This window comes from Roseicyclus marinus, from assembly GCF_030163795.1.
Lineage (GTDB): Bacteria > Pseudomonadota > Alphaproteobacteria > Rhodobacterales > Rhodobacteraceae > Roseicyclus > Roseicyclus marinus.
Map to the genome: position 1 here is coordinate 144,138 of NZ_JASJOF010000009.1, position 19,334 is coordinate 163,471.

General features: G+C 65.5%; 16 protein-coding genes. 10 read left to right on the plus strand and 6 right to left on the minus strand.

All coding sequences use genetic code 11. The features are described from left to right. The first annotated feature begins 37 nt into the window (after positions 1 to 37). Positions 38 to 487, plus strand: a complete 450-nt coding sequence (locus QQK63_RS14345; protein WP_277828411.1) for an RDD family protein — start codon at positions 38 to 40, stop codon at positions 485 to 487. Positions 488 to 600: 113 nt separating this feature from the next. Continuing rightward, positions 601 to 1,437 carry an arginyltransferase gene (locus QQK63_RS14350; RefSeq protein WP_277828413.1) on the plus strand — a complete coding sequence of 279 codons (837 nt, stop codon included), beginning with the start codon at positions 601 to 603 and terminating at the stop codon, positions 1,435 to 1,437. 275 nt (positions 1,438 to 1,712) lie between these two features. Here the strand turns inward: QQK63_RS14350 and QQK63_RS14355 are convergent, their stop codons facing one another. From QQK63_RS14355 to QQK63_RS14365, 3 genes are all read right to left on the minus strand, one after another. Next, complete coding sequence (locus tag QQK63_RS14355) at positions 1,713 to 4,064, minus strand: TRAP transporter large permease subunit (RefSeq protein WP_277828416.1); 2,352 nt, start codon at positions 4,062 to 4,064, stop codon at positions 1,713 to 1,715. Between the two features lie 54 nt (positions 4,065 to 4,118). Further along, positions 4,119 to 5,030, minus strand: coding sequence for a TRAP transporter small permease subunit (locus tag QQK63_RS14360; protein ID WP_277828418.1), 912 nt, complete (start codon positions 5,028 to 5,030; stop codon positions 4,119 to 4,121). 116 nt (positions 5,031 to 5,146) lie between these two features. Beyond that, positions 5,147 to 6,235 (minus strand): TRAP transporter substrate-binding protein, encoded by a 1,089-nt coding sequence (locus QQK63_RS14365; RefSeq protein ID WP_277828420.1) that lies wholly within the window; start codon positions 6,233 to 6,235, stop codon positions 5,147 to 5,149. 590 nt (positions 6,236 to 6,825) lie between these two features. Here QQK63_RS14365 and QQK63_RS14370 point away from each other — a divergent pair. The 3 genes from QQK63_RS14370 to ilvN all read left to right on the plus strand — a co-directional run bounded on the left by QQK63_RS14370 (position 6,826) and on the right by ilvN (position 11,120). After that, the gene (locus tag QQK63_RS14370; RefSeq protein WP_277828422.1) at positions 6,826 to 8,580 is read left to right on the plus strand and encodes an acetolactate synthase 3 large subunit; all 1,755 of its coding nucleotides are present in this window, start codon (positions 6,826 to 6,828) and stop codon (positions 8,578 to 8,580) included. 216 nt (positions 8,581 to 8,796) lie between these two features. Beyond that, a complete protein-coding gene (locus QQK63_RS14375; RefSeq protein ID WP_277828424.1) occupies positions 8,797 to 10,485 on the plus strand; it encodes a BCCT family transporter in 1,689 nt (562 codons plus the stop codon). A gap of 74 nt (positions 10,486 to 10,559) precedes the next feature. Beyond that, positions 10,560 to 11,120 carry an acetolactate synthase small subunit gene (gene ilvN, locus QQK63_RS14380; protein ID WP_277828426.1) on the plus strand — a complete coding sequence of 187 codons (561 nt, stop codon included), beginning with the start codon at positions 10,560 to 10,562 and terminating at the stop codon, positions 11,118 to 11,120. A 77-nt stretch (positions 11,121 to 11,197) separates the two neighbouring features. On the opposite strand, the gene QQK63_RS14385 is transcribed toward ilvN, so the two are convergent. Further along, on the minus strand, positions 11,198 to 11,464 hold the full coding sequence (locus tag QQK63_RS14385) for a hypothetical protein (RefSeq protein ID WP_277828428.1): 267 nt from the start codon (positions 11,462 to 11,464) through the stop codon (positions 11,198 to 11,200). A 308-nt stretch (positions 11,465 to 11,772) separates the two neighbouring features. Between QQK63_RS14385 and QQK63_RS14390 the strand changes: the two genes are divergently transcribed. Further along, positions 11,773 to 12,369: an RNA polymerase sigma factor gene (locus tag QQK63_RS14390; RefSeq protein WP_277828430.1), complete on the plus strand. Its 597-nt coding sequence runs from the start codon at positions 11,773 to 11,775 to the stop codon at positions 12,367 to 12,369. Here the strand turns inward: QQK63_RS14390 and QQK63_RS14395 are convergent. Beyond that, positions 12,361 to 12,936, minus strand: coding sequence for a lytic transglycosylase domain-containing protein (locus QQK63_RS14395; protein ID WP_284283232.1), 576 nt, complete (start codon positions 12,934 to 12,936; stop codon positions 12,361 to 12,363). The genes QQK63_RS14390 and QQK63_RS14395 overlap by 9 nt on opposite strands. 211 nt (positions 12,937 to 13,147) lie before the next feature. On the opposite strand from QQK63_RS14395, the gene ssb reads away from it, so the two are divergent. The 4 genes from ssb to trpE all read left to right on the plus strand — a co-directional run bounded on the left by ssb (position 13,148) and on the right by trpE (position 18,470). Beyond that, positions 13,148 to 13,672, plus strand: a complete 525-nt coding sequence (gene ssb, locus QQK63_RS14400; protein ID WP_277828434.1) for a single-stranded DNA-binding protein — start codon at positions 13,148 to 13,150, stop codon at positions 13,670 to 13,672. A gap of 127 nt (positions 13,673 to 13,799) precedes the next feature. Then, a complete protein-coding gene (locus QQK63_RS14405) occupies positions 13,800 to 14,987 on the plus strand; it encodes an aminotransferase (RefSeq protein ID WP_277828436.1) in 1,188 nt (395 codons plus the stop codon). A gap of 118 nt (positions 14,988 to 15,105) precedes the next feature. Further along, a complete protein-coding gene (locus QQK63_RS14410; RefSeq protein ID WP_277828438.1) occupies positions 15,106 to 16,959 on the plus strand; it encodes a peptidylprolyl isomerase in 1,854 nt (617 codons plus the stop codon). After that, complete coding sequence (gene trpE, locus QQK63_RS14415; RefSeq protein WP_277828440.1) at positions 16,959 to 18,470, plus strand: anthranilate synthase component I; 1,512 nt, start codon at positions 16,959 to 16,961, stop codon at positions 18,468 to 18,470. Before QQK63_RS14410 ends, trpE begins: the two co-directional genes overlap by 1 nt. Before the next feature lie 19 nt (positions 18,471 to 18,489). On the opposite strand, the gene QQK63_RS14420 is transcribed toward trpE, so the two are convergent. Beyond that, positions 18,490 to 19,334 (minus strand): divergent polysaccharide deacetylase family protein (locus tag QQK63_RS14420; RefSeq protein ID WP_284283234.1); only part of this gene is annotated, 845 nt, incomplete at its 5' end.

The following is a 19,334-nucleotide window of genomic DNA, read 5'->3' on the forward strand; positions in this document are numbered from 1 at the left end:
GCGCCCTTTCCCCTTTTCTTTTCGCAAGAGCCGCGCCATGTCCCTGCCCATGAACACCGCCCTGCCTGACCCCGATTATGACCGCGCCTTTTACGATGGCGTGCCTGCAAAGCGCCTGTTTGCTTGGGTGATCGACGTGATCGTCGTGACCGCGATCAGTTTTGTTCTGGGGCTTTTGACGCTGTCGGCCCTGTGGTGGATCTGGCCCGTGACCTTCATCGCGGTCAATTTTCTCTACCGTGCGGGCACTGTCGCGTCCGGTTCGGCGACATGGGGCATGCGGGTGATGAACCTTGAATTGCGCGGCCCGACCGGCGCGCGGCTGACCGGGGGCGAGGCGCTGCTGCATACTCTGGGCTATATGGTGGCCACGGGCTTCGTGATCTTGCAGGTGATCTCCATCGTGATGATGGCCTTTGGCGCGCGCCACCAAGGCTTGCATGACCTGTTGATCGGATCGGTTGCCATAAACCGCCCGCTGCGGTGACGGATGTGACGATCGCACGCGTCGATCCTTGCCTAAAAAACTGTTGCGGCCGCCCGTTGGGCTGGTGCACCCTCTGGCTGAATTGATCCATCGGCCCCGGCCGGAACTTGTCCATGCGTCACACCCTTCCCATCGCGCCGCAATTCTACGTGACGGCTCCGCAAACCTGCCCCTACCTCGACGGGCGGCGGGAGCGGAAACTGTTCACGGCCCTGCAGGGCGAACAGGCGGAAAAGCTCAACAACGCCTTGAGCAAGCAGGGGTTTCGACGGTCTCAGAACGTCCTTTACCGCCCGTCCTGCACCGATTGCGCGGCCTGTCTTTCGGCGCGGATCCGGGTGGCGGATTTCGTACCGAAAAAGGCGCATCGCCGGGTGCTGAAGCGCAACGCAGGGTTGCGGCGCGGGGCGCGGTCCGCCTGGGCGACGGAGGCGCAATATGCGCTGTTCCGGCGATATCTGGATGCGCGTCATGCCGATGGCGGGATGGCGGATATGGATGTGTTCGAATTCGCCGCGATGATCGAGGAAACGCCGGTCAGGACACGCGTGATCGAATACCGCGACGAAAGCGCGCCGAGCCATGGTGAGGACGCGCCGCTGGTGGCGGTCTGCCTGACCGATATCCTCGATGACGGGTTGAGCCTCGTCTATTCATTTTTCGATCCGGACCGGATGGGCGACAGCTTGGGAACCCATGTAATCTTGGACCACGTCGCGCTTGCGCGCGAGGCGGGCTTGCCTTTTGTCTACCTTGGCTATTGGGTGCCCGGTTCGTCCAAGATGGGCTACAAGGCCCGTTTCCCGGCGCTGGAAGTCTATGTCGACGGGCAGTGGCAGCCCATCGGAGACCCGGGCGGCTATTCGAACCAGACCCATCCCCTGTCGGTCGATCCGATCGCGCAGCAGGTGGCGCAGATTACGCTGCCCGACCTCCGTTCTGAGGAGTGAGGGGCCGCAAAGTCCCTGACAATTGGTTAACGGCACAGGCCGATCCTTTCGAAAGGGTTACCGCCGCGGGACATTTCCTGACGGAAGGTGAACGAGCGACAGCCTGAGCAGGCAAATTGTAACCATGATCGGGGTTAAGGCACCCTTGTCGACCGCGCGGGGCCTTTACGTAAGTTAACGGACCGGTTTCAGGATTAACGTTTTGCAAAGCAAGAAGGCCGCCCGGTTCGGGGCGGCCTTTTCGCGTGTCGTGGTGCAGGGGGCGGTGCCCTGCCCTAGCCGAGGAGCCTCGGCAGGATCGTCACGATGCCCGGGAAGAGCCACAGGAGGCCCAGACCGATCACCTGGATACCCACGAAGGGGATGACACCCCGGTAGATGTGACCCGTGGTCACCGATTTCGGCGCCACCCCTCGGAGGTAGAAGAGCGCGAAGCCGAAGGGCGGGGTCAGGAAGGAGGTCTGCAGGTTCACCGCGATCATGATCGTCACCCAAGCCGGGTCGAGCGTCCCGCCGTAGATCACCGGACCCACGATGGGGACCACGATGTAGATGATCTCGAGAAAGTCGAGCACGAAGCCGAGGATGAAGAGGATCAGCATCACGACGAGGAAGACGACCATCTCGTTGTCGAAGCTGCGCAGGTACTGCTGAATGTGATGCTCGCCCCCAAAGGAGATGAGCACGAGGTTCAGAAGCTGCGAGCCGATCAAGATGGTGAAGACCATCGAGGTGACCTTGGCCGTTTCGCGCACCACCGGGCTGAGGATGTTCGAGCGGAACAGCACCCAGCAGCTGTAGAGCAGGCCGAAGAAGGCGAAGTGATAGGCACCCTGCGCGATGACATAGGCGACCCAATCTTGCAGCGGCACATCCGAGCGCGTGATCCGCAGGTCGAAGTTCACCCCGAAGAGGATCATGATGACGAGGGCGAAAGAGGCCCAGATCACGATCTTGGACTTGCCATTCTCTTCCTTCAGCTTGCGGTAGGCGGCGAGCATGATCGCGCCGGCCGCGCCCAGTGCCGCGGCGGGCGTGGGGTTGGTGATGCCGCCGAGGATCGAGCCCAGAACGGCCACGATCAAGATGAGCGGCGGGAAGACCACGCGCAACAGCTCGTTCTGCGAGAGGCGGATCATGGCCACCCTTGCGCCGTAGAGCGTCACGAGGAAGGGGATGGCGAGGATCGTGAAGGTCGCGCCGCTGGAGGAGAGCGGACCGATGAAGAGGATGTCCGCGATCAGAGCCAGAACCACGCCCACGCCGCCCGCGATCAGCGGTGCGGGGTTGGAGGAGGGCGAGACGCCGCGCGCGAGGATCAGGGCGAGCGAGAGCAGCGTGAAGACCACGGCCACGCCCGACCCGATGGGCGGTGCGTTCTCGAGGGCCGCGGCGCGGGCTTCGACCAGTTCCTCTTCGGTCAGGAGAACGGCTTCGCCGGTCTGGCCGGCATCCGCCATGGCGGAGCGTGCCGCCACGGATTCGTCCCACCGTTCCTGGCCGTGCAGGTCGATCATCGAGGCCTGGCATTGTTCGGAAACAGCGGTGCGCAGGATGCCGCTATTGTCCTGTTCAGCATAGTCGGAGACGGTGATCGACTGACCGCCGATGATGCCGCCGGAGGCCGCGAGAACCACGGCGAAAATCAGGCCGACGGGCGCGAAGAGATACCAAGTGAGCGCTTCCTTGCGGGTGATGGGTTCGCCGCCGCCACCCTCGACCACGACCGGCGGTGCGGAGGCGGGGCGCAGGAGGGCGAAGCCGAAGGCATAGAGACCGTAGAGGAGTGCGAGGAAGAGACCCGGCAAGAGCGCCGCCTGGAAGAGCGTGCCGACGGACAGAACGGCAGGCTGACCGAGGAAGGTCAGCGCATCCGTGCAACCCGCGAGAACGGCGCGGGTTTCCTGACCGGTGGCGTAGAGATCACCCACCAGCGTGCCCAGAAGAACGATGACGATCGAAGGCGGGATGATCTGGCCGAGCGTGCCCGACGCCGCGATGACGCCGGTGGCAAGTTCGGGCGAGTAGTTGTTGCGCAGCATGGTCGGCAAGGCCAAGAGGCCCATGGTCACCACGGTCGCGCCCACGATCCCGGTCGAGGCGGCGAGGAAGGCCCCCACGATCACGATGGAGACGGCCAGACCGCCCGGCAGCGGCCCGAAGACGCGCGCCATGGTGGTCAGGAGATCCTCGGCGATCTTGGAGCGTTCGAGGACGATACCCATCATCACGAACATGAGGACGGCGAGAAGGGTTTCGATCGACTGGCCCGCGATCACACGCTCGTTCATGCGGTTGACGATGAAGGAGATGTTGCGTTCCAGCGCCTGTTCCCAGCCACCCGGGAACACCGATTCCTCGATCCGTGGCAATTCGGGGTATCGGAAGACGGATATGGCGTCGCGCACCACACCTTCGGCCACAAGGGCGCGGTATTCGGCGGAGCCGGTGTCGATGGCCTGATGGATCAGGAGGCCCGCGCTATCGAGCGCCGCGATGATCGCGAAGGAGATCACGCCGGCGCCGGCGATGGCGAAAGCGACCGGGAAGCCGGTCAGGATCGCGGCGAAGAGAGTCAGGAAGACGATCACAAGACCGATCTCGACCCCATCCAATCCGAAAAGCATGCTGTTACGTCCCTTTGCTCGAGCGCGGTTTATCGCGGCGGCGTGTCGTTTGGATCAGGTGGACCCTGAGTGAATGGCGTGCTCGAGATCTTCGGCCTCGTCGCCCGTCTTGTCGCGGTCGAGATACTTGTTCTCGCTGCCTTCGCCCTCGACCCATTCGAGGTAGGAGCGCCAGAAGAAGGCGATGGCATGGATGAAGACCATGGCACAGAAGAGCACGATCAGGATCTTGAAGAGGAAATAGGCGTTGAAGCCGTTCGGGCTGAAGCCGATGGTTTCGACGTTCCAGCGGAAGATGCGGGACTGCGCCACCATCCGGTCGAGATCGGAGGTCGAGGTCACCGAGGGCGTCATCAAGTGGCGCCACATGAAGAACCACGAATAGAGATAGGTGAGCGTGATCGCGGGCAGCATGAAGATCAGGCAGCCGACCATGTCGATCACCTTTTTCGTGCGGAACTTCACCGCCGAATAGACGAGGTCGACGCGCACATGCCCGCCCTGCACGAAGGTGTAGGCGACGCACAGGCAGACCACGAGGGCGTTGTAGAATTTCAAACCCTCGGCCCACCAGCTGAGATCTTGCGCGAAGGCGGTGCCGAGCGGCCCGAGCTGGATTTCCGCAACCCGGAAGATCCGCTGCAGGAAGACGATCATCACCTGCACCAGCACCATCACGAGGCCCGCCCACGCGGCGGTGCGCCCGACGGCATTGGCGAAGGTTTCGAGGATGCGGACCGCGACCCAGAGGATTTCGCGGTTCCAGAACATCCCCAGAAGCGTGATGACGAGCGCGGTGGTGAAGACCACGAAGAAGAGTTCGACCGAGGCCCCGTAATAGATGAAGCGCATCACCGCTTCGGGGTTGGACCAGTCGAGCCATGCCCCCGGATTGGTGATCGCGGTGAACAGGTAATACGGCGCGAGCGCAATATTCTGAAGCACCCAAAGAATGAAGTCGATCATGCGGTGGCCCCCTGGCGCGCGGCCCCGGCACGGGGCGCGTCACATGTCTTGGTCATGGCAAGAATGGGTCCGTCCGGCCCGCGAGGGGGCCGGACGGTGGTAGGCATCGGCCCGGATCAGCCCGCGTTGTTCACGCGGTTGCGCTGGCGCATGAATTCGCCGTCGGCGATTTCGTACCAGCCCGAGGATTCCTCGATCGAGGCGAAGACGCTGTTGGCGATCTCGGCGTAGATCGGGTCGCCCATGTTCTCCATCCGGACTTCGGCGGCTGCGGTGCCGAAGGCATCCCAGACGTCTTCGGGGAACTGGCGAACCTGCACGCCTGCGGCCTGCAGACGGGCCAGTGCGGCGCCGTTTTCGGCCAGCGAGAGGGCGGTGTTCTGCGCGTGGGCTGCCTCGCAGGCGACCTTGCAGATCGTCTGCTGCTGGGGGGTCAGCGATTCCCAGATCTCGAGGTTGAACACCAGCGACAGGGTCGAGCCCGGCTCGTGGAAGCCTGCGGCGTAGTAGATGTTGGTGACTTCCTGGAAGCCCATCCGCTCGTCCGCGTAGGGGCCGATCCATTCCGCGCCGTCGATCTGCCGCGACGCGAGCGCCTGGTAGATTTCACCGCCGGGGATGTTCTGGACGGAGGCGCCCAGACGGCCCAGCACCTGGCCACCCTGCCCGGGCATACGGAAGCGCAGGCCCTGCAGGTCTTCGACCGAGTTGATCTCGATGTTGAACCAGCCGCCGGGCTGCATCGCGGTCTGACCGCACATCAGCGGCTTGAGGTTGAACAGCGAGGACAGGTTGTCGTGCAGTTCCTGACCGCCGCGACGGTAGTACCAGTTGGCCATTTCCTGCGCCGTCATGCCGAAGGGCACGGCGGTGAAGAAGGCGAAGGCCGGGTGCTGGTTGAGGAAGTAGTATTCCGCCGAGTGATACACGTCGGCCTGACCAGCGGACACGGCATCGAACACTTCGAACGCGCCCACGAGGCTGCCCGCGGGCATCTTGTTGAACGACAGCTGGCCGTCGGTCATCGCGGTGATGTAGTCGATGGCGAGCTGTGCCGCGTCGTCGAACACCGCGAAGCCATCAGGCACGGAGGTGACGAGGGTGAGCGTGCGGTTGCCCTGCGCGATGGCGGGTGCAGCCAAGGTGGTGGTGGCGGCGGCCGCGCCACCAAGTGCGGACGTTCTGAGGAACGAACGACGATCCATATGGTATCCTCCCCGGATGATGGAATTCCCACGGCCCCCCTCGGGCCGCAGTCGTGGGTTGGCCCCACGAAGTAGGCGCACCCTAGCGCGGCGATTCCGGTCCGGAAACAGGTTTTCGACCTTGAACCGACACTTTTTGTAAAATGATCTTACCAAAATCGCCCTTTTGCCGGCTTTTTCACCTAGAAGTTGAGCCGCCCCGGCGAAAATGGCGGCAAAACTTGCGACGGATGGCAGCACCACGCGCCGCATCGGGCCGCAGCCGCAGGCAAGCACGAATCTTGTGGCGCGCAAGCTTTGTGCTTTCCGTTCGTTGCGCGAAGGCCCTGCCACACGAAAGGAAAGGTGCCTTTTGCGGTTGACGCCCGAAGAGGCCACGCCTAGTTTCCGCTCACTTGGCGAAAGGCTCGGACCGATGATCTCCATTCTCGTACTTGTAGGGACCGTGCGCATGGGTCGATGACGGCAGCCATACCGTTCTCCCATGCGCCCTCGGATCGAAGCCGGGGGTTTTTTTTATGCCAGTGGCCATGCGGGCGCCACGCGACAAGCACCGCGGACGATGATGTCGATGGGAAAGGACAAACGCGATGACACGGCAGATGACCGGCGCGAAAATGGTGGTCGAGGCTCTGAAGGATCAGGGTGTCGAGGTCGTATTCGGCTATCCCGGCGGTGCCGTGCTGCCGATCTACGACGAGATTTTTCAGCAAAACAACATCCGCCACATCCTTGTGCGGCATGAACAGGGCGCGGTCCATGCCGCCGAAGGCTATGCCCGTTCGACCGGCAAGCCGGGCGTCGTTCTGGTGACCTCTGGGCCGGGCGCGACCAATGCGGTGACGGGCCTGGTCGATGCGCTGATGGATTCGATCCCGATCGTGGTCCTGACGGGGCAGGTTCCGACCTTCATGATCGGCTCGGACGCGTTCCAGGAGGCCGACACGGTCGGCATCACGCGCCCCTGCACCAAGATGAACTGGCTGGTGAAGGATACCGACCAATTGTCGGACACGATCCACCAAGCTTTCCATATCGCGACGCAGGGCCGCCCCGGCCCGGTTCTGGTCGACATCCCCAAGGACGTGCAATTCGCCACCGGCATCTATGTGGAAAAGCCGCAGGCCAAGGTCGCGCATTACCAGCCCCGGACCAAGGGCGATCCCGCGATGATCGAGGCGCTGGTCGAAGCGATGGAACAGGCCGAGCGCCCGGTATTCTATACCGGCGGCGGCGTGATCAATTCGGGCCCGCGCGCGAGCGCGCTGCTGCGCGAATTGGTGGCCGCGACCGATTTCCCCATCACCTCGACCCTGATGGGTCTGGGCAGCTATCCGGCATCGGGCAAGAACTGGTTGGGCATGCTGGGGATGCACGGGCTTTACGAGGCCAATCTGGCGATGCACGGCTGCGACCTGATGATCAACATCGGGGCGCGGTTCGATGACCGGATCACGGGCCGGATCGCGGATTTCAGCCCGGGCTCGAAAAAGGCGCATGTCGATATCGACCCCTCGTCGATCAACAAGGTGATCCATGCCGATTTCCCGATCATCGGGGATGTGACGCAGGTTCTGGAAGAGGTCCTGCGCGTCTGGAAGGCGCGCGGATCGAAGACGAACAAGGCCGCGCTGAAGACATGGTGGGGTCGGATCACCGAGTGGCGGGCGGTGAAATGCCTGACCTACAAGAATTCCGAGACGACGATCAAACCGCAATACGCGCTGGAGCGTCTGGAGGCCCTGACCAAGGGGCGCGACCGCTACATCACGACCGAAGTGGGCCAGCACCAGATGTGGGCGGCGCAATTCCTTGGCTTCGAGGATCCCAACCGCTGGATGACGAGCGGCGGCCTCGGCACGATGGGTTATGGCACGCCGGCCTCGATCGGGGTGCAGATCGCGCATCCCGATGCGCTGGTCATCAACGTTGCGGGCGAGGCATCGTGGCTGATGAACATGCAGGAGATGGGCACGGCGGTGCAGTACCGCCTGCCGGTCAAGCAGTTCATCCTGAACAACGAGCGTCTGGGCATGGTGCGCCAGTGGCAGGAATTGCTGCATGGTGAGCGCTATTCCCACAGCTGGTCAGAGGCGCTGCCCGATTTCGTGAAGCTGGCCGAGGCCTTTGGCTGCAAGGGCATCTTGTGCAAGGATCCCAAGGATCTGGACGATGCGATCATGGAGATGCTGGCGTACGAGGGGCCGGTGATCTTCGACTGTCTGGTCGAGAAGCACGAGAATTGCTTCCCCATGATCCCGTCGGGCAAGGCGCATAACGAGATGCTCTTGGGCGAGGCGGAAACCAAGGGTGTGATCGGGGCCGAAGGCGGCGTTCTGGTCTGATCCCTACCCTATCGCAAGACGGACAAGCGGGCCCTTCGGGGCCCGTTTTTCTTTGGTTTTTCGGAAGAATTGGGCGCATGGGGTTGTCTATCGGGGCGCGGCAATAGTAACAAAGCGACCTTACACATGTCGTTTTTGAACATTGACCGGGGCGGTGGCGACCATCGGCGCGGGCCTCGTGCCGCCCGCCGCGCGCCCCAAGGAAAGGGACAGAACATGGCACAATCAGACCCGGATGACCTGAACGTTCAGGGCATTCCCGAGCCTGACGGGCATCATGACCCGATCGAGACGGAATACGATATCGGGCAGGACAATATCGAAGGCAGCGTCGGCCGCTTCGACTTTGACATCCACAACCCGGTCTTTGCGATTTCGGGCCTGTCGGTGGTGGCGTTCGTCGCCTATGCGCTGTTGGCCCCCGGACAGGCGGCGGAGTTCTTTGGCTGGCTCAGGCCTGCGCTGACGTCGAGTTTCGACTGGTTCTTCATGCTGTCGGCCAATGTCTTTGTCCTCTTCTGCCTTGCGCTGATCGTTTTGCCGGTGGGCAAGGTCCGGCTGGGCGGCGCGGAGGCGACGCCCGATTATTCCTATGCGGGCTGGTTCGCGATGCTCTTCGCGGCGGGCATGGGCATCGGGCTGATGTTTTTCGGCGTTTTGGAGCCGGCCTATTATTTCGGCACGCCTTGGGGCGATGCGCCGCTGGGTGCGATCAGGCCCTTTGACGAGAATGGCGCCTTGATCGCCGGCAATGTGGAGGAGGCACGCCGGATGGCGCTGGCCGCCACATCCTACCATTGGGCGCTGCATCCTTGGGCGATCTATGCGGTGGTGGCGCTGGCGCTGGCGCTCTTTACCTACAACAAGGGGCTGCCGCTTTCGATCCGCTCGGCCTTCTACCCGCTTCTGGGGGAGCGTGTCTGGGGCTGGTGGGGCCATGTCATCGACATCCTTGCCGTTTTCGCCACGCTCTTCGGGCTTGCGACATCGCTCGGGCTCGGCGCGCAGCAGGCCAATGCGGGGCTTGAGCATGTCTATGGCATCGAGAACAGCACGACGGTGCAGGTGATCCTGATCATCGGCATCACGGCGATTGCGCTGGTGTCGGTGCTGCGGGGACTGGACGGGGGCGTGAAGGTCCTGTCCGAGATCAACATGGTGCTGGCGGTGCTGTTGCTGCTGTTCGTGCTCTTCGCGGCGGGGGCGGCGACGATCCTGACCGAATTCGGCCGGGGACTTGTCGCCTATGCCCAAGAGATCGTGCCGCTGTCCAACCCCTTCGGGCGCGAGGATGACGGCTACCGCGAGGGTTGGACGGCCTTTTACTGGGCCTGGTGGATCAGCTGGTCGCCCTTTGTCGGCATGTTCATCGCCCGGGTGAGCCGGGGCCGGACGGTGCGCGAATTCCTGACCTGCGTGCTGATCATCCCCTCGCTGGTCTGCGTGTTGTGGATGGCGGTCTTTGGCGGGGCGGCGATCAACGACATGGTGGCCGATCCCGACGGGTCGGCGGTCATGGCCAATGTGATCGAGAGCTACAGCCCGGAATTGTCGCTGTTTGCCATGCTCGAAAGCCTGCCGCTGGCCGCGATCACCTCGACGCTCGCCATCGTTTTGGTGATCGTGTTCTTCGTCACCTCGTCGGACAGTGGCAGCCTTGTGATCGACACGATCACGGCGGGCGGCAAGATCGACGCGCCGGTGCCGCAGCGGATATTCTGGTGCACGTTTGAGGGATTGGTGGCTATCGCGCTTCTGATCGGGGGCGGCCTTGCCTCGCTTCAGGCGATGGTCATCTCGACCGGCCTGCCCTTCACGCTGGTGCTTTTGGCGCTGTGCCTGTGCATCTACCTGGGCCTGCGCAGCGAACACGGGGTACTGAAGGCGGCGGCGCCTGCCGAATAAGCCCAATTGCACCCTTTCCCATCGCGGCCCGCCCGGCTAAACCGGGCGGGCCGTTTTCATGCCAGGGGCCGCCCATGTCACCGCTCAACATCGAGAAAGGCTCGTCGAGCCATTCCGCCTACGATCTTCGCAGCCATATGTCCGACACGGTGGAAACCCACACGCTGGCGGTACTGGTGCAAAACGAGGCGGGCGTGCTGGCGCGCGTGATCGGCCTGTTTTCCGGGCGGGGTTACAACATCGAGAGCCTGACCGTGGCCGAGGTGGACCGCGCGGGCCACCGGTCGCGCATCACGATCGTGACGAGCGGCACGCCGCAGGTGATCAACCAGATCAAGATGCAGCTGGAGCGCATGGTGCCGGTGCACGAGGTCCATGACCTGACGGTCGAGGGCCCCTTCGTCAGCCGGGAACTGGCGCTGATCAAGGTCATCGCCAAGGGCGAGCACCGGGTCGAGGCGTTGCGCATCGCAGAGATCTTTCGCGCCAACGTGGTGGACTCCACGCTGCAGAGTTTCGTCTTCGAAATCACCGGCACGCCGGAAAAGGTCGATGCCTTTTGCGAGTTGATGCGGCCCTTGGGCGAGGTGCGGCTGGCGCGCACCGGCGTCGCGGCCATCGCGCGCGGGGTCTAGGGCCGCCGCATCCCCAGACATGATCGGGGCGCGGGGATGATACCCCGCGCCCCCTTTTGTTGACCGTCTCGGGGCGATCAGCCGGCCGGGATCAGGCCCGCGTCTGCGGCGGCGGCGATTTCCTCGGCGTTGAGCATCCCGTCGCCATTGGCGTCGAGGGCCGCAAACTCGGCCTCGGTCAGGTCGGGCAGCGCTGTCTGCGCCTCGTCATAGCTGACCATCCCGTCTCCATCGGCATCGAGCACGAGGGCCTGCCCCATGGCATGGCCTGCCCCCACCAGCCCGAGGATGAGCGCGGCATAGGCGATCGGCTGGGCGCGGCGGAACATGGTGCGTGTCGTCATGTGTCGGGTCTCCTTGACCTTGTTGCGAAGCGAAGGCGGTTTGTCCGCCCTCGGGAAGGAAGACCGGGAAAGCGGCGATTTGATCCCGCGCCCCCTCGCCGCGCGGCACATGCGGCGGCGGCTTGCCGGAAAGAGCGCGGGCAGCGGGCGACGTCTTGCCGAGGGCGGCGGCGCCTGCGCGCGATCTGCGGAAGGTCGCCGAGGATGGGCGGGGCATGGCGCAGGGGGGCCTTGGCGGGCGCGCGGGCTTGTGCCGGGGCGCGGGATCGGCGGTGCTGAGGCCATCGGCCTTGATAGGAGATCGCCCGATGACAGCCCCCTGCCCCGCCGGGCGTCCGCCCGCCACGGCCCGCGCCTTTATCGCGCTTTTGCCAGACTTGAGGCGCAGCGCGCGCCGCCTGAGCCGATCGGCGGAGGATGCCGACGATCTGGTGCAGGAAACCCTGCTTCGGGTCTGGTCGCGGTTGGCGATGGCGCAAACGGGGGCGAGCGATGCGCCCCCTGTCACCGATCTGCGCGCCTATGCCTTTGCCACGCTGAGGAATTGCGCCCGCACAAGGGGAAGGGGTGTGCCGCCGGGCGATCATGCCGGAACCGCACCCGATCCCGACGAGACTGCGGACGCGGGCGCGGATCCCGAGGCGGATCTGGCCGCACGGCGGGCGTTGGCTGCCCTTGACCGGTTGCCAGAGGATCAGCGCGCGCTCCTGCGGCTGCGGGCTGTGGAGGGGTTGAGCTATGCCGAGATCGCCGCGGAGACGGGCCTGCCGCTTGGCACGGTGACCTCGCGGCTGTCGCGGGGACGGCGCGCGCTGCGCCGGGAGTTGGGGCTGGGCGCGGAGGCGGCTGTCATGGAGGATCTGGCCGCGGGGGCCGCACAGAGGCGGCAGGCGCAATCACGATGAGCCGAGGATGACCCGGACGTAATCCTGCGTTTCGGCGAAGGGCGGGATGCCGTCATGCTCGCGCACCGCCTCGGGCCCGGCGTTGTAGGCGGCAAGCGCGTGATCCCAGCGGCGGAAATCGCGGAATTGCATGGCGAGATAGCGTGCGCCGCCGTCGAGATTGGCGGTAGGGTCATGCGGATCGACCCCCAGAAGCGCGGCCGTGTCGGGCATGAGTTGGGCGAGGCCTATGGCGCCGGCGTGGCTGACGGCCTCGGTGTTCCAGCCCGATTCCTGCTGGACGAGGCGCAGGAACAGATCCTCGGGGATGCCGTGGCGGCGGGCGGCGGCGCGGGCCACTTCGAGCCAGGGGCCGTCGTAGCGGCCTTCGAAGCGGGGGATGGCGGTTGCGTCCGGGTCGAAATCGGGGCGTAGCCGGACCGAGGCCGCGTATTGCGTGGATGCCCGGCTGTCGAGAACGCCGAGCGCGCGGTTGATCCGTTCCATCGGGTCGGCATGAAGCGACCGGGCCGCGACACCCGTGAGCACGAGCGCAAGCGCAACCACAAGCAGGCGAAGGGACAGCACAGGGGACATCGGCGATCGGGACGGCGTCATGGTGCGCAGAAATAGGGCATTCCGGGGGGAAATTCCAGCGCCATGCCGCGCGTCCCCGTGCAGGCTGCGCGGGCCGAAAGATGCCTTTAACCTTTTCTTGACCATGGCAGGATGATCTAAGCGGGACGCGCCGCCGACTCGCAGCGGTGGCCAGCACATGCCAGAACGGGGAGAAAGAGACATGGCCGGATCCGTCAACAAGGTGATCCTGATCGGCAATCTGGGCCGCGACCCCGAGGTGCGCAGCTTTCCCAATGGCGGCAAGGTCTGCAACCTGCGCATCGCCACCTCGGAAAACTGGAAGGACCGCAACACCGGCGAGCGCCGCGAGAAGACCGAATGGCATTCGGTCGCGATCTTTTCGGAACCTTTGGCGCGGATCGCGGAGCAATACCTGCGCAAAGGGTCTAAGGTTTATATCGAAGGCCAGCTGGAAACCCGCAAATGGCAAGACCAGTCGGGGGCCGACCGCTATTCGACGGAAGTGGTGCTGCGGCCCTATCGGGGCGAGTTGACGCTGTTGGACGGGCGTGACGGCGGCGGCAGCGGCAGCGGTGGCGGTGGCGGCGGTTATGGCGGCGGGGCCTCGGGCGGCTATGGCGATGATCGCGGCGGCGGCTATCCCGATGACCGGGGCGGCCCGTCGTCGGGCGGCGGCTATGGCGGTGGCGGCGGCAGCGATGTCGACGACGAGATCCCGTTCTGAGGACCGCGAGACACCCTGAACGTTGCTTTCGCGGCAGGCGCGGGACGCCTCCGGCGGGCGTATTTTGGAAGCAAAGACGGGCAGCCCCGGATCACGGGGGCGGCCTTTGGACATGGGCCTTGGGCAGATGACACCGATCAATCCGACCTACACGCGCACCTTTGCGCCCCCGGTGATGGAGGCGCGGCGCTGGATCGAGGGCAAGACATTTTCGCCCGAGCGGCCGCTGATCTTGCTCAGCCAGGCGGCGCCGGTCGATCCGCCGCCCACAGCCCTTGCGCGGGCGATGGCGGATGCGCTCATCGAGAACCCGGCGTCGCATTTCTACGGCCCGGTTCTGGGGATGCCGGAATTGCGCGCGGAACTGGCGGCGCAATGGTCGCAGGCCTATGGCGGCGCGATTACGCCGGCGCAAGTGGCGGTGACGGCCGGCTGCAACCAGGCCTTCACGGCCGTCATGTCGACGCTGGCGGGCGCGGGCGACGAGGTGATCGTGCCCCTGCCCTTCTATTTCAATCACAAGATGTGGCTGGACATGGAAGGGGTTGCTTGCGTGCCCCTGCCCACCGGCGATGACCTGATGCCCGACCCCGAGCGGGCGGCGGCGCTGGTGACGGGCCGGACGCGGGCCATCGTGCTGGTCAGCCCCAACAATCCCACGGGACGGGAATATCCGCCCGAGGTCTTGCGCGCCTTCTTCGATCTGGCGCGCAAGCGGGGGGTGGCGCTGATCCTCGACGAGACCTACCGCGATTTCCATTCGCAGCCCGGTGCGCCCCATGGTCTGTTCGCTGATCCCGATTGGGATGACACGCTGATCCATCTGTATTCCTTTTCAAAGGCCTACAGGCTGACAGGGCATCGGGTGGGGGCGATCATGGCGTCGCCTGCGCGGCTGGCGGAGGTGGAGAAATTCCTTGATACCGTCGCGATCTGTCCGCCGCAGGTGGGGCAGATCGGGGCGCTGTGGGGGATGCGGAACCTCAAGGATTGGCTGGCGGGCGAGCGGGCCGAGATATTGGCGCGGCGCGATGCGCTTGTCGCGGGGTTCCAGCGGCTGTCGGGTTGGGAATTGATGGGCTGCGGGGCGTATTTCGCCTATGTGCGCCATCCCTTTGCCAAGGATTCCGACGTCGTGGCGCGGGATATGGTGGATGCGGCTGCCCTGCTGGTCCTGCCCGGCACGATGTTCGGGCCGCGCAAGGCGGAGGGCGGCACCGGGCAGGCGGAGGCAACGCTCCGGATTGCCTTTGCCAATGCCGATGCGGGTGGGCTGGCCGAAGTGGTCGACAGGCTCGCGGCGCTGGACCTGTGACGAAGCGGGGAGGCGCCGCCACCCTTGCCGCGCCGGACGCGAGAGCGTAATCAACCGCGACACCAAGGGGGCCGGACGCGGCCCTGACGGACCAAACCACTGGAAGGACCCGCGCACCATGGCGAAATCGGTTGCGAAAAAGGCCTCGAACCTTTTCGTCTGGATCATCCTCGGGCTCTTGTTCGTGGCCCTTGCGGGGTTCGGCATCGGGTCGTTCAGTGGCGGCGGCAGCCGGATCGGCAGCGTCGGCGACATCGAGATCACGGCCGAGGATTACGCCCGTGCGCTCGATCAGGAAATCCGCGCCCGCATCGCCCAGACGCGTCAGCCCGTGACACTGTCGGACCTGCAGGCTCAGGGGATCGACCAGGCGGTGTTGCAATCGCTGGTGGCGCAAGCGGCGCTGGCCAACGAGGCGGCGCGGATGGGCCTGTCGGTGGGCGACGAGGCGGTCGCGCGCGAGATCACGCGGATCGAATCCTTTCAGGGGATCGACGGCACCTTTGACCGCGAGGCCTATGAGCAGGTGCTGCGCCAAAACGGCCTGACGCCCGCGGATTTCGAAGAGGACATGCGCGAGGATACCGCGCGCAGCCTGTTGCAGGTGGCGGTTCTGGGCGGGTTGCAGCCCGACCCGGCCATTGCAGAGGCGCTGGTCGCCTACCAGGGCGAGACACGCGATTTCAGCATCCTGACGATCACCGAGGCGGATCTGCCCGGTGGTCTGCCCGCGCCGAGCGAGGCCGATCTGCAAGCCCATTACGAGGCGAACCCGGACCGCTTCACCCGGCCCGAGGCGCGGCGGATCACCTATTCCTGGGTGACGCCCTCGATGCTGATGGACGATGTGGAGATCGACGCGGGCGCACTGCGCGATCTTTACGAGGCGCGGGCCGATCTTTACCGCCAACCCGAGCGGCGGTTGCTGGAGCGGCTGGTGTTCATCGACGAGGCGGCGGCGCAGGCGGCCTTCGACGCGATCGCGGCGGGGGAGACGGATTTCGACGCGCTGGTGGCCGAACGCGGCCTGTCGCTGGAAGATGTGGATTTGGGCGAGGTCGCGCGTGGCGATCTGTCGGCGGAGGCGGCCCAGGCGATTTTCAGCGACACCGAGAGCGAGATCATCGGGCCGGTTCAATCGGCGCTGGGGCCCGCGCTGTTCCGGGTCAACGCGGTTCTGGATGCCTCCGAAGTGCCGTTCGAAGAGGCGGAAGAGGAATTGCGCGCGGAACTGGCCGCAGAGGCGGCGCGGCGCGTGATCGACGACCTGCGCGATCCGGTCGATGACCTGTTGGCCGAGGGTGCGACGCTGGAGGAACTGGCTGCCGACACCGAGATGCGGCTGGGCACCATCGACCTGACGCCTGCCTCGGAAGAGGGGATCGCGGGCTATGACGCCTTCCGCGAGGCCGCGCGCGCGGCGGAGGAGGGAGATTTCCCCGAACTGCTGGAACTGAGCGACGGCGGGTTGTTCGCCCTGCGGCTGGACGAGGTCGTGCCCCCCACCCTGCCGCCCTTCGACGAGGTGCGGGCGCTGGTGGTCGAAAGCTGGCGGGCGGGCGTGCTGCGCGACCAGTTGGCCGCGCGGGGCGAGGCCATGGTGGCCGAGATGGCGACGGGCGCGACGCTGGACAGTTTGGGCGCGGTCACGGCGGAGGTCGCGGTGCGGCGGCAGGATTTCATCCCCGATGCGCCCCCCACGCTGGTCGCGCAGGTGTTCCGCCTGTCGCAGCCCGGTGACGTGGTTCTGGTGCCGGGAGCGGACCGTGCTCTGATCGCGCGCCTCGATGCGATCAACCCCGGCGCGCGGGATGATCCGACGACCCAGATCCTGACACAGATCATCGGGCAGACCGTGGCGCAATCCATGGCGCAGGATATTTTCGAGGCCTATGGGCAGGCGATGCAAGCCGAAGTCGGCATCCGACTGGACCAGTCGATGATCAACGCCGTTCACACGCAGTTCCCCTGATGGCGCAGATCTCGGATTTCGCCGCCTTCGAGGCGGGTTGGACTGCCGGAAAGAACCAGCTGGTCTATGCGCGGCTGGCGGCCGATCTGGATACGGCCGTATCGGTGATGATGAAGCTGACCGATGCGGGGCGAGACAGTTTCATCCTTGAATCGGTGACCGGCGGCGAGGTGCGCGGGCGCTATTCGATCATCGGCTGCAAGCCGGACCTGATCTGGGAATGCCATGGCGAAACAAGCCGCCTGAACCGGGCGGCGCGTTATGATCGCGAGAGTTTCGAGCCTTGCGACGCGCCCCCGCTGGAGGCCTTGCGCGCGCTGCTGGCCGAAAGCGCCATCGACATGCCCGAGGACCTGCCCGCGGCTGCCGCGGGGCTGTTCGGATATCTGGGCTATGACATGATCCGGCTGGTCGAGCACCTGCCGAACGTGAACCCCGATCCGCTTGGATTGCCCGATGCGGTGCTGATGCGCCCCTCGGTCATCGCGGTTCTGGACGGGGTGAAGGGCGAGGTGGCGGTGGTGGCCCCCGCTTGGGTTTCTTCGGGCCTGTCGGCGCGCGCCGCCTATGCGCAGGCCGCCGAGCGGGTGGCGGATGCGCTGCGCGATCTGGAACGCGCGCCTGCCATGGCCAGCCGCGAGATGGGCGAGGCGCGCACAGTGGCCGAGCCCGTGTCGAATTTCGCCAAGGCCGATTATCTGGCAGCGGTCGAGACGGCCAAGGATTACATCCGCGCGGGCGACATTTTTCAGGTCGTGCCCTCTCAGCGCTGGACGCAGGAGTTTCCCGAGCCCCCCTTTGCGCTGTACCGCGCGCTCCGGCGCACGAACCCGTCGCCCTTCATGTTCTTTTTCAACTTCGGACCTTTCCAGGTGGTTGGCGCAAGCCCCGAGATCCTGGTGCGGGTGTTCAAAGGCGAGGTCACGATCCGGCCCATCGCGGGCACGCGCAAGCGCGGGGCCACGCCCGAGGAGGATCGGGCGCTCGAGGCCGATCTCTTGGCGGACCAGAAGGAACTGGCCGAGCATCTGATGCTGCTGGATCTTGGCCGGAACGACGTGGGCCGGGTTGCCAAGATCGGGACGGTGCGGCCGACCGAGGAATTCATCGTCGAGCGCTATTCCCACGTCATGCACATCGTGTCGAACGTGGTGGGCGAGTTGCGCGAGGATCAAGATGCGCTGTCCGCGCTTCTGGCGGGGTTGCCTGCGGGCACGGTTTCGGGCGCGCCCAAGGTGCGGGCGATGGAGATCATCGACGAGTTGGAGCCCGAAAAGCGCGGCGTCTATGGCGGGGGCGTGGGCTATTTCAGCGCGGGCGGCGACATGGACATGTGCATCGCCCTGCGCACCGCCGTGCTGAAGGATGGCAAGCTCTACATCCAGGCGGGCGGCGGCGTGGTCTATGACAGCGACCCCGAGGCGGAATTCGAGGAAACCGTGAACAAGTCGCGCGCGATCCGCCGGGCGGCGGAGGATGCGGGCCTGTTCTCGGGGCGTGGGAACCGCTGACAGGCGGCGGGATCGCGCCCTATTCGGGAAGGTTCGTCAAGACCGCCGAGACGGGCGCCAGCGCCACGCCCTCGGCACGGCTGGCGAGTGCCCATGAAAAGAGCGCCGTCACCGTGTCGGGCCGCGTCCGGCCCGCGACGATCACGCTGCCGGTCTGCACGGCGTCGAAGGCCGCGCGGCCAAGAAAGCGCGTGATGACCGTGGCGCGCTGATCCTCGTCGTCAAGCAGGCGGAAGAAGGTCGTGCCGGGCACGCCCAGCCGCCGTGCAGTCTGTTCGGCGGCATTCAGCCCCTGCGGAAAGGCGATGAAGCCATGCCCTGTGGCGCCGAGCGCGCCCATGGTGGCGTCAAGCACCGGGCGGTCGGACTGGATGCGGCCCGAGGGGTCATCCATCATCGCGACGGCCTGCGGCATCTGCGCGGTTGCGTCGGCAAGGGCCACCTCGACATCGGCGGGGGTTGCGCCCGGCGCGATGGCGGGGGCTGCGAGGATCACCACCTCGAATCCGGAGGCGCGGAAAGCCGCCGCACGTTCGGCCGCATCGGGGCGCGTCGGGTCGATGGCGAAGGTGATCGGAAAGCTGACATCGGCAAGGGCCACGGGGTCGAGCGGGGTTGCGGGATCGTCGATCAGCACGACGGCCATGAGCGGTGTGCCGGGGGGTGCGGAGAAGGCTTCGGCATTGTCGCGGAGCGCGTTGGGTGCCGTGGTTTCGGGCTCCGGCCCGGGCTGCGGCGCAAGGTCGGCAGGCGGTGCGGGCGGGGGCGTCACGGGCGCAGCGCTTGCCTGCGGCAGGGCGGGTGCTGCGGGCGCCACCCCGGTGGCGGGCGGCACCTGCGGCAGGCGGCGCGGCTGATCGGGGG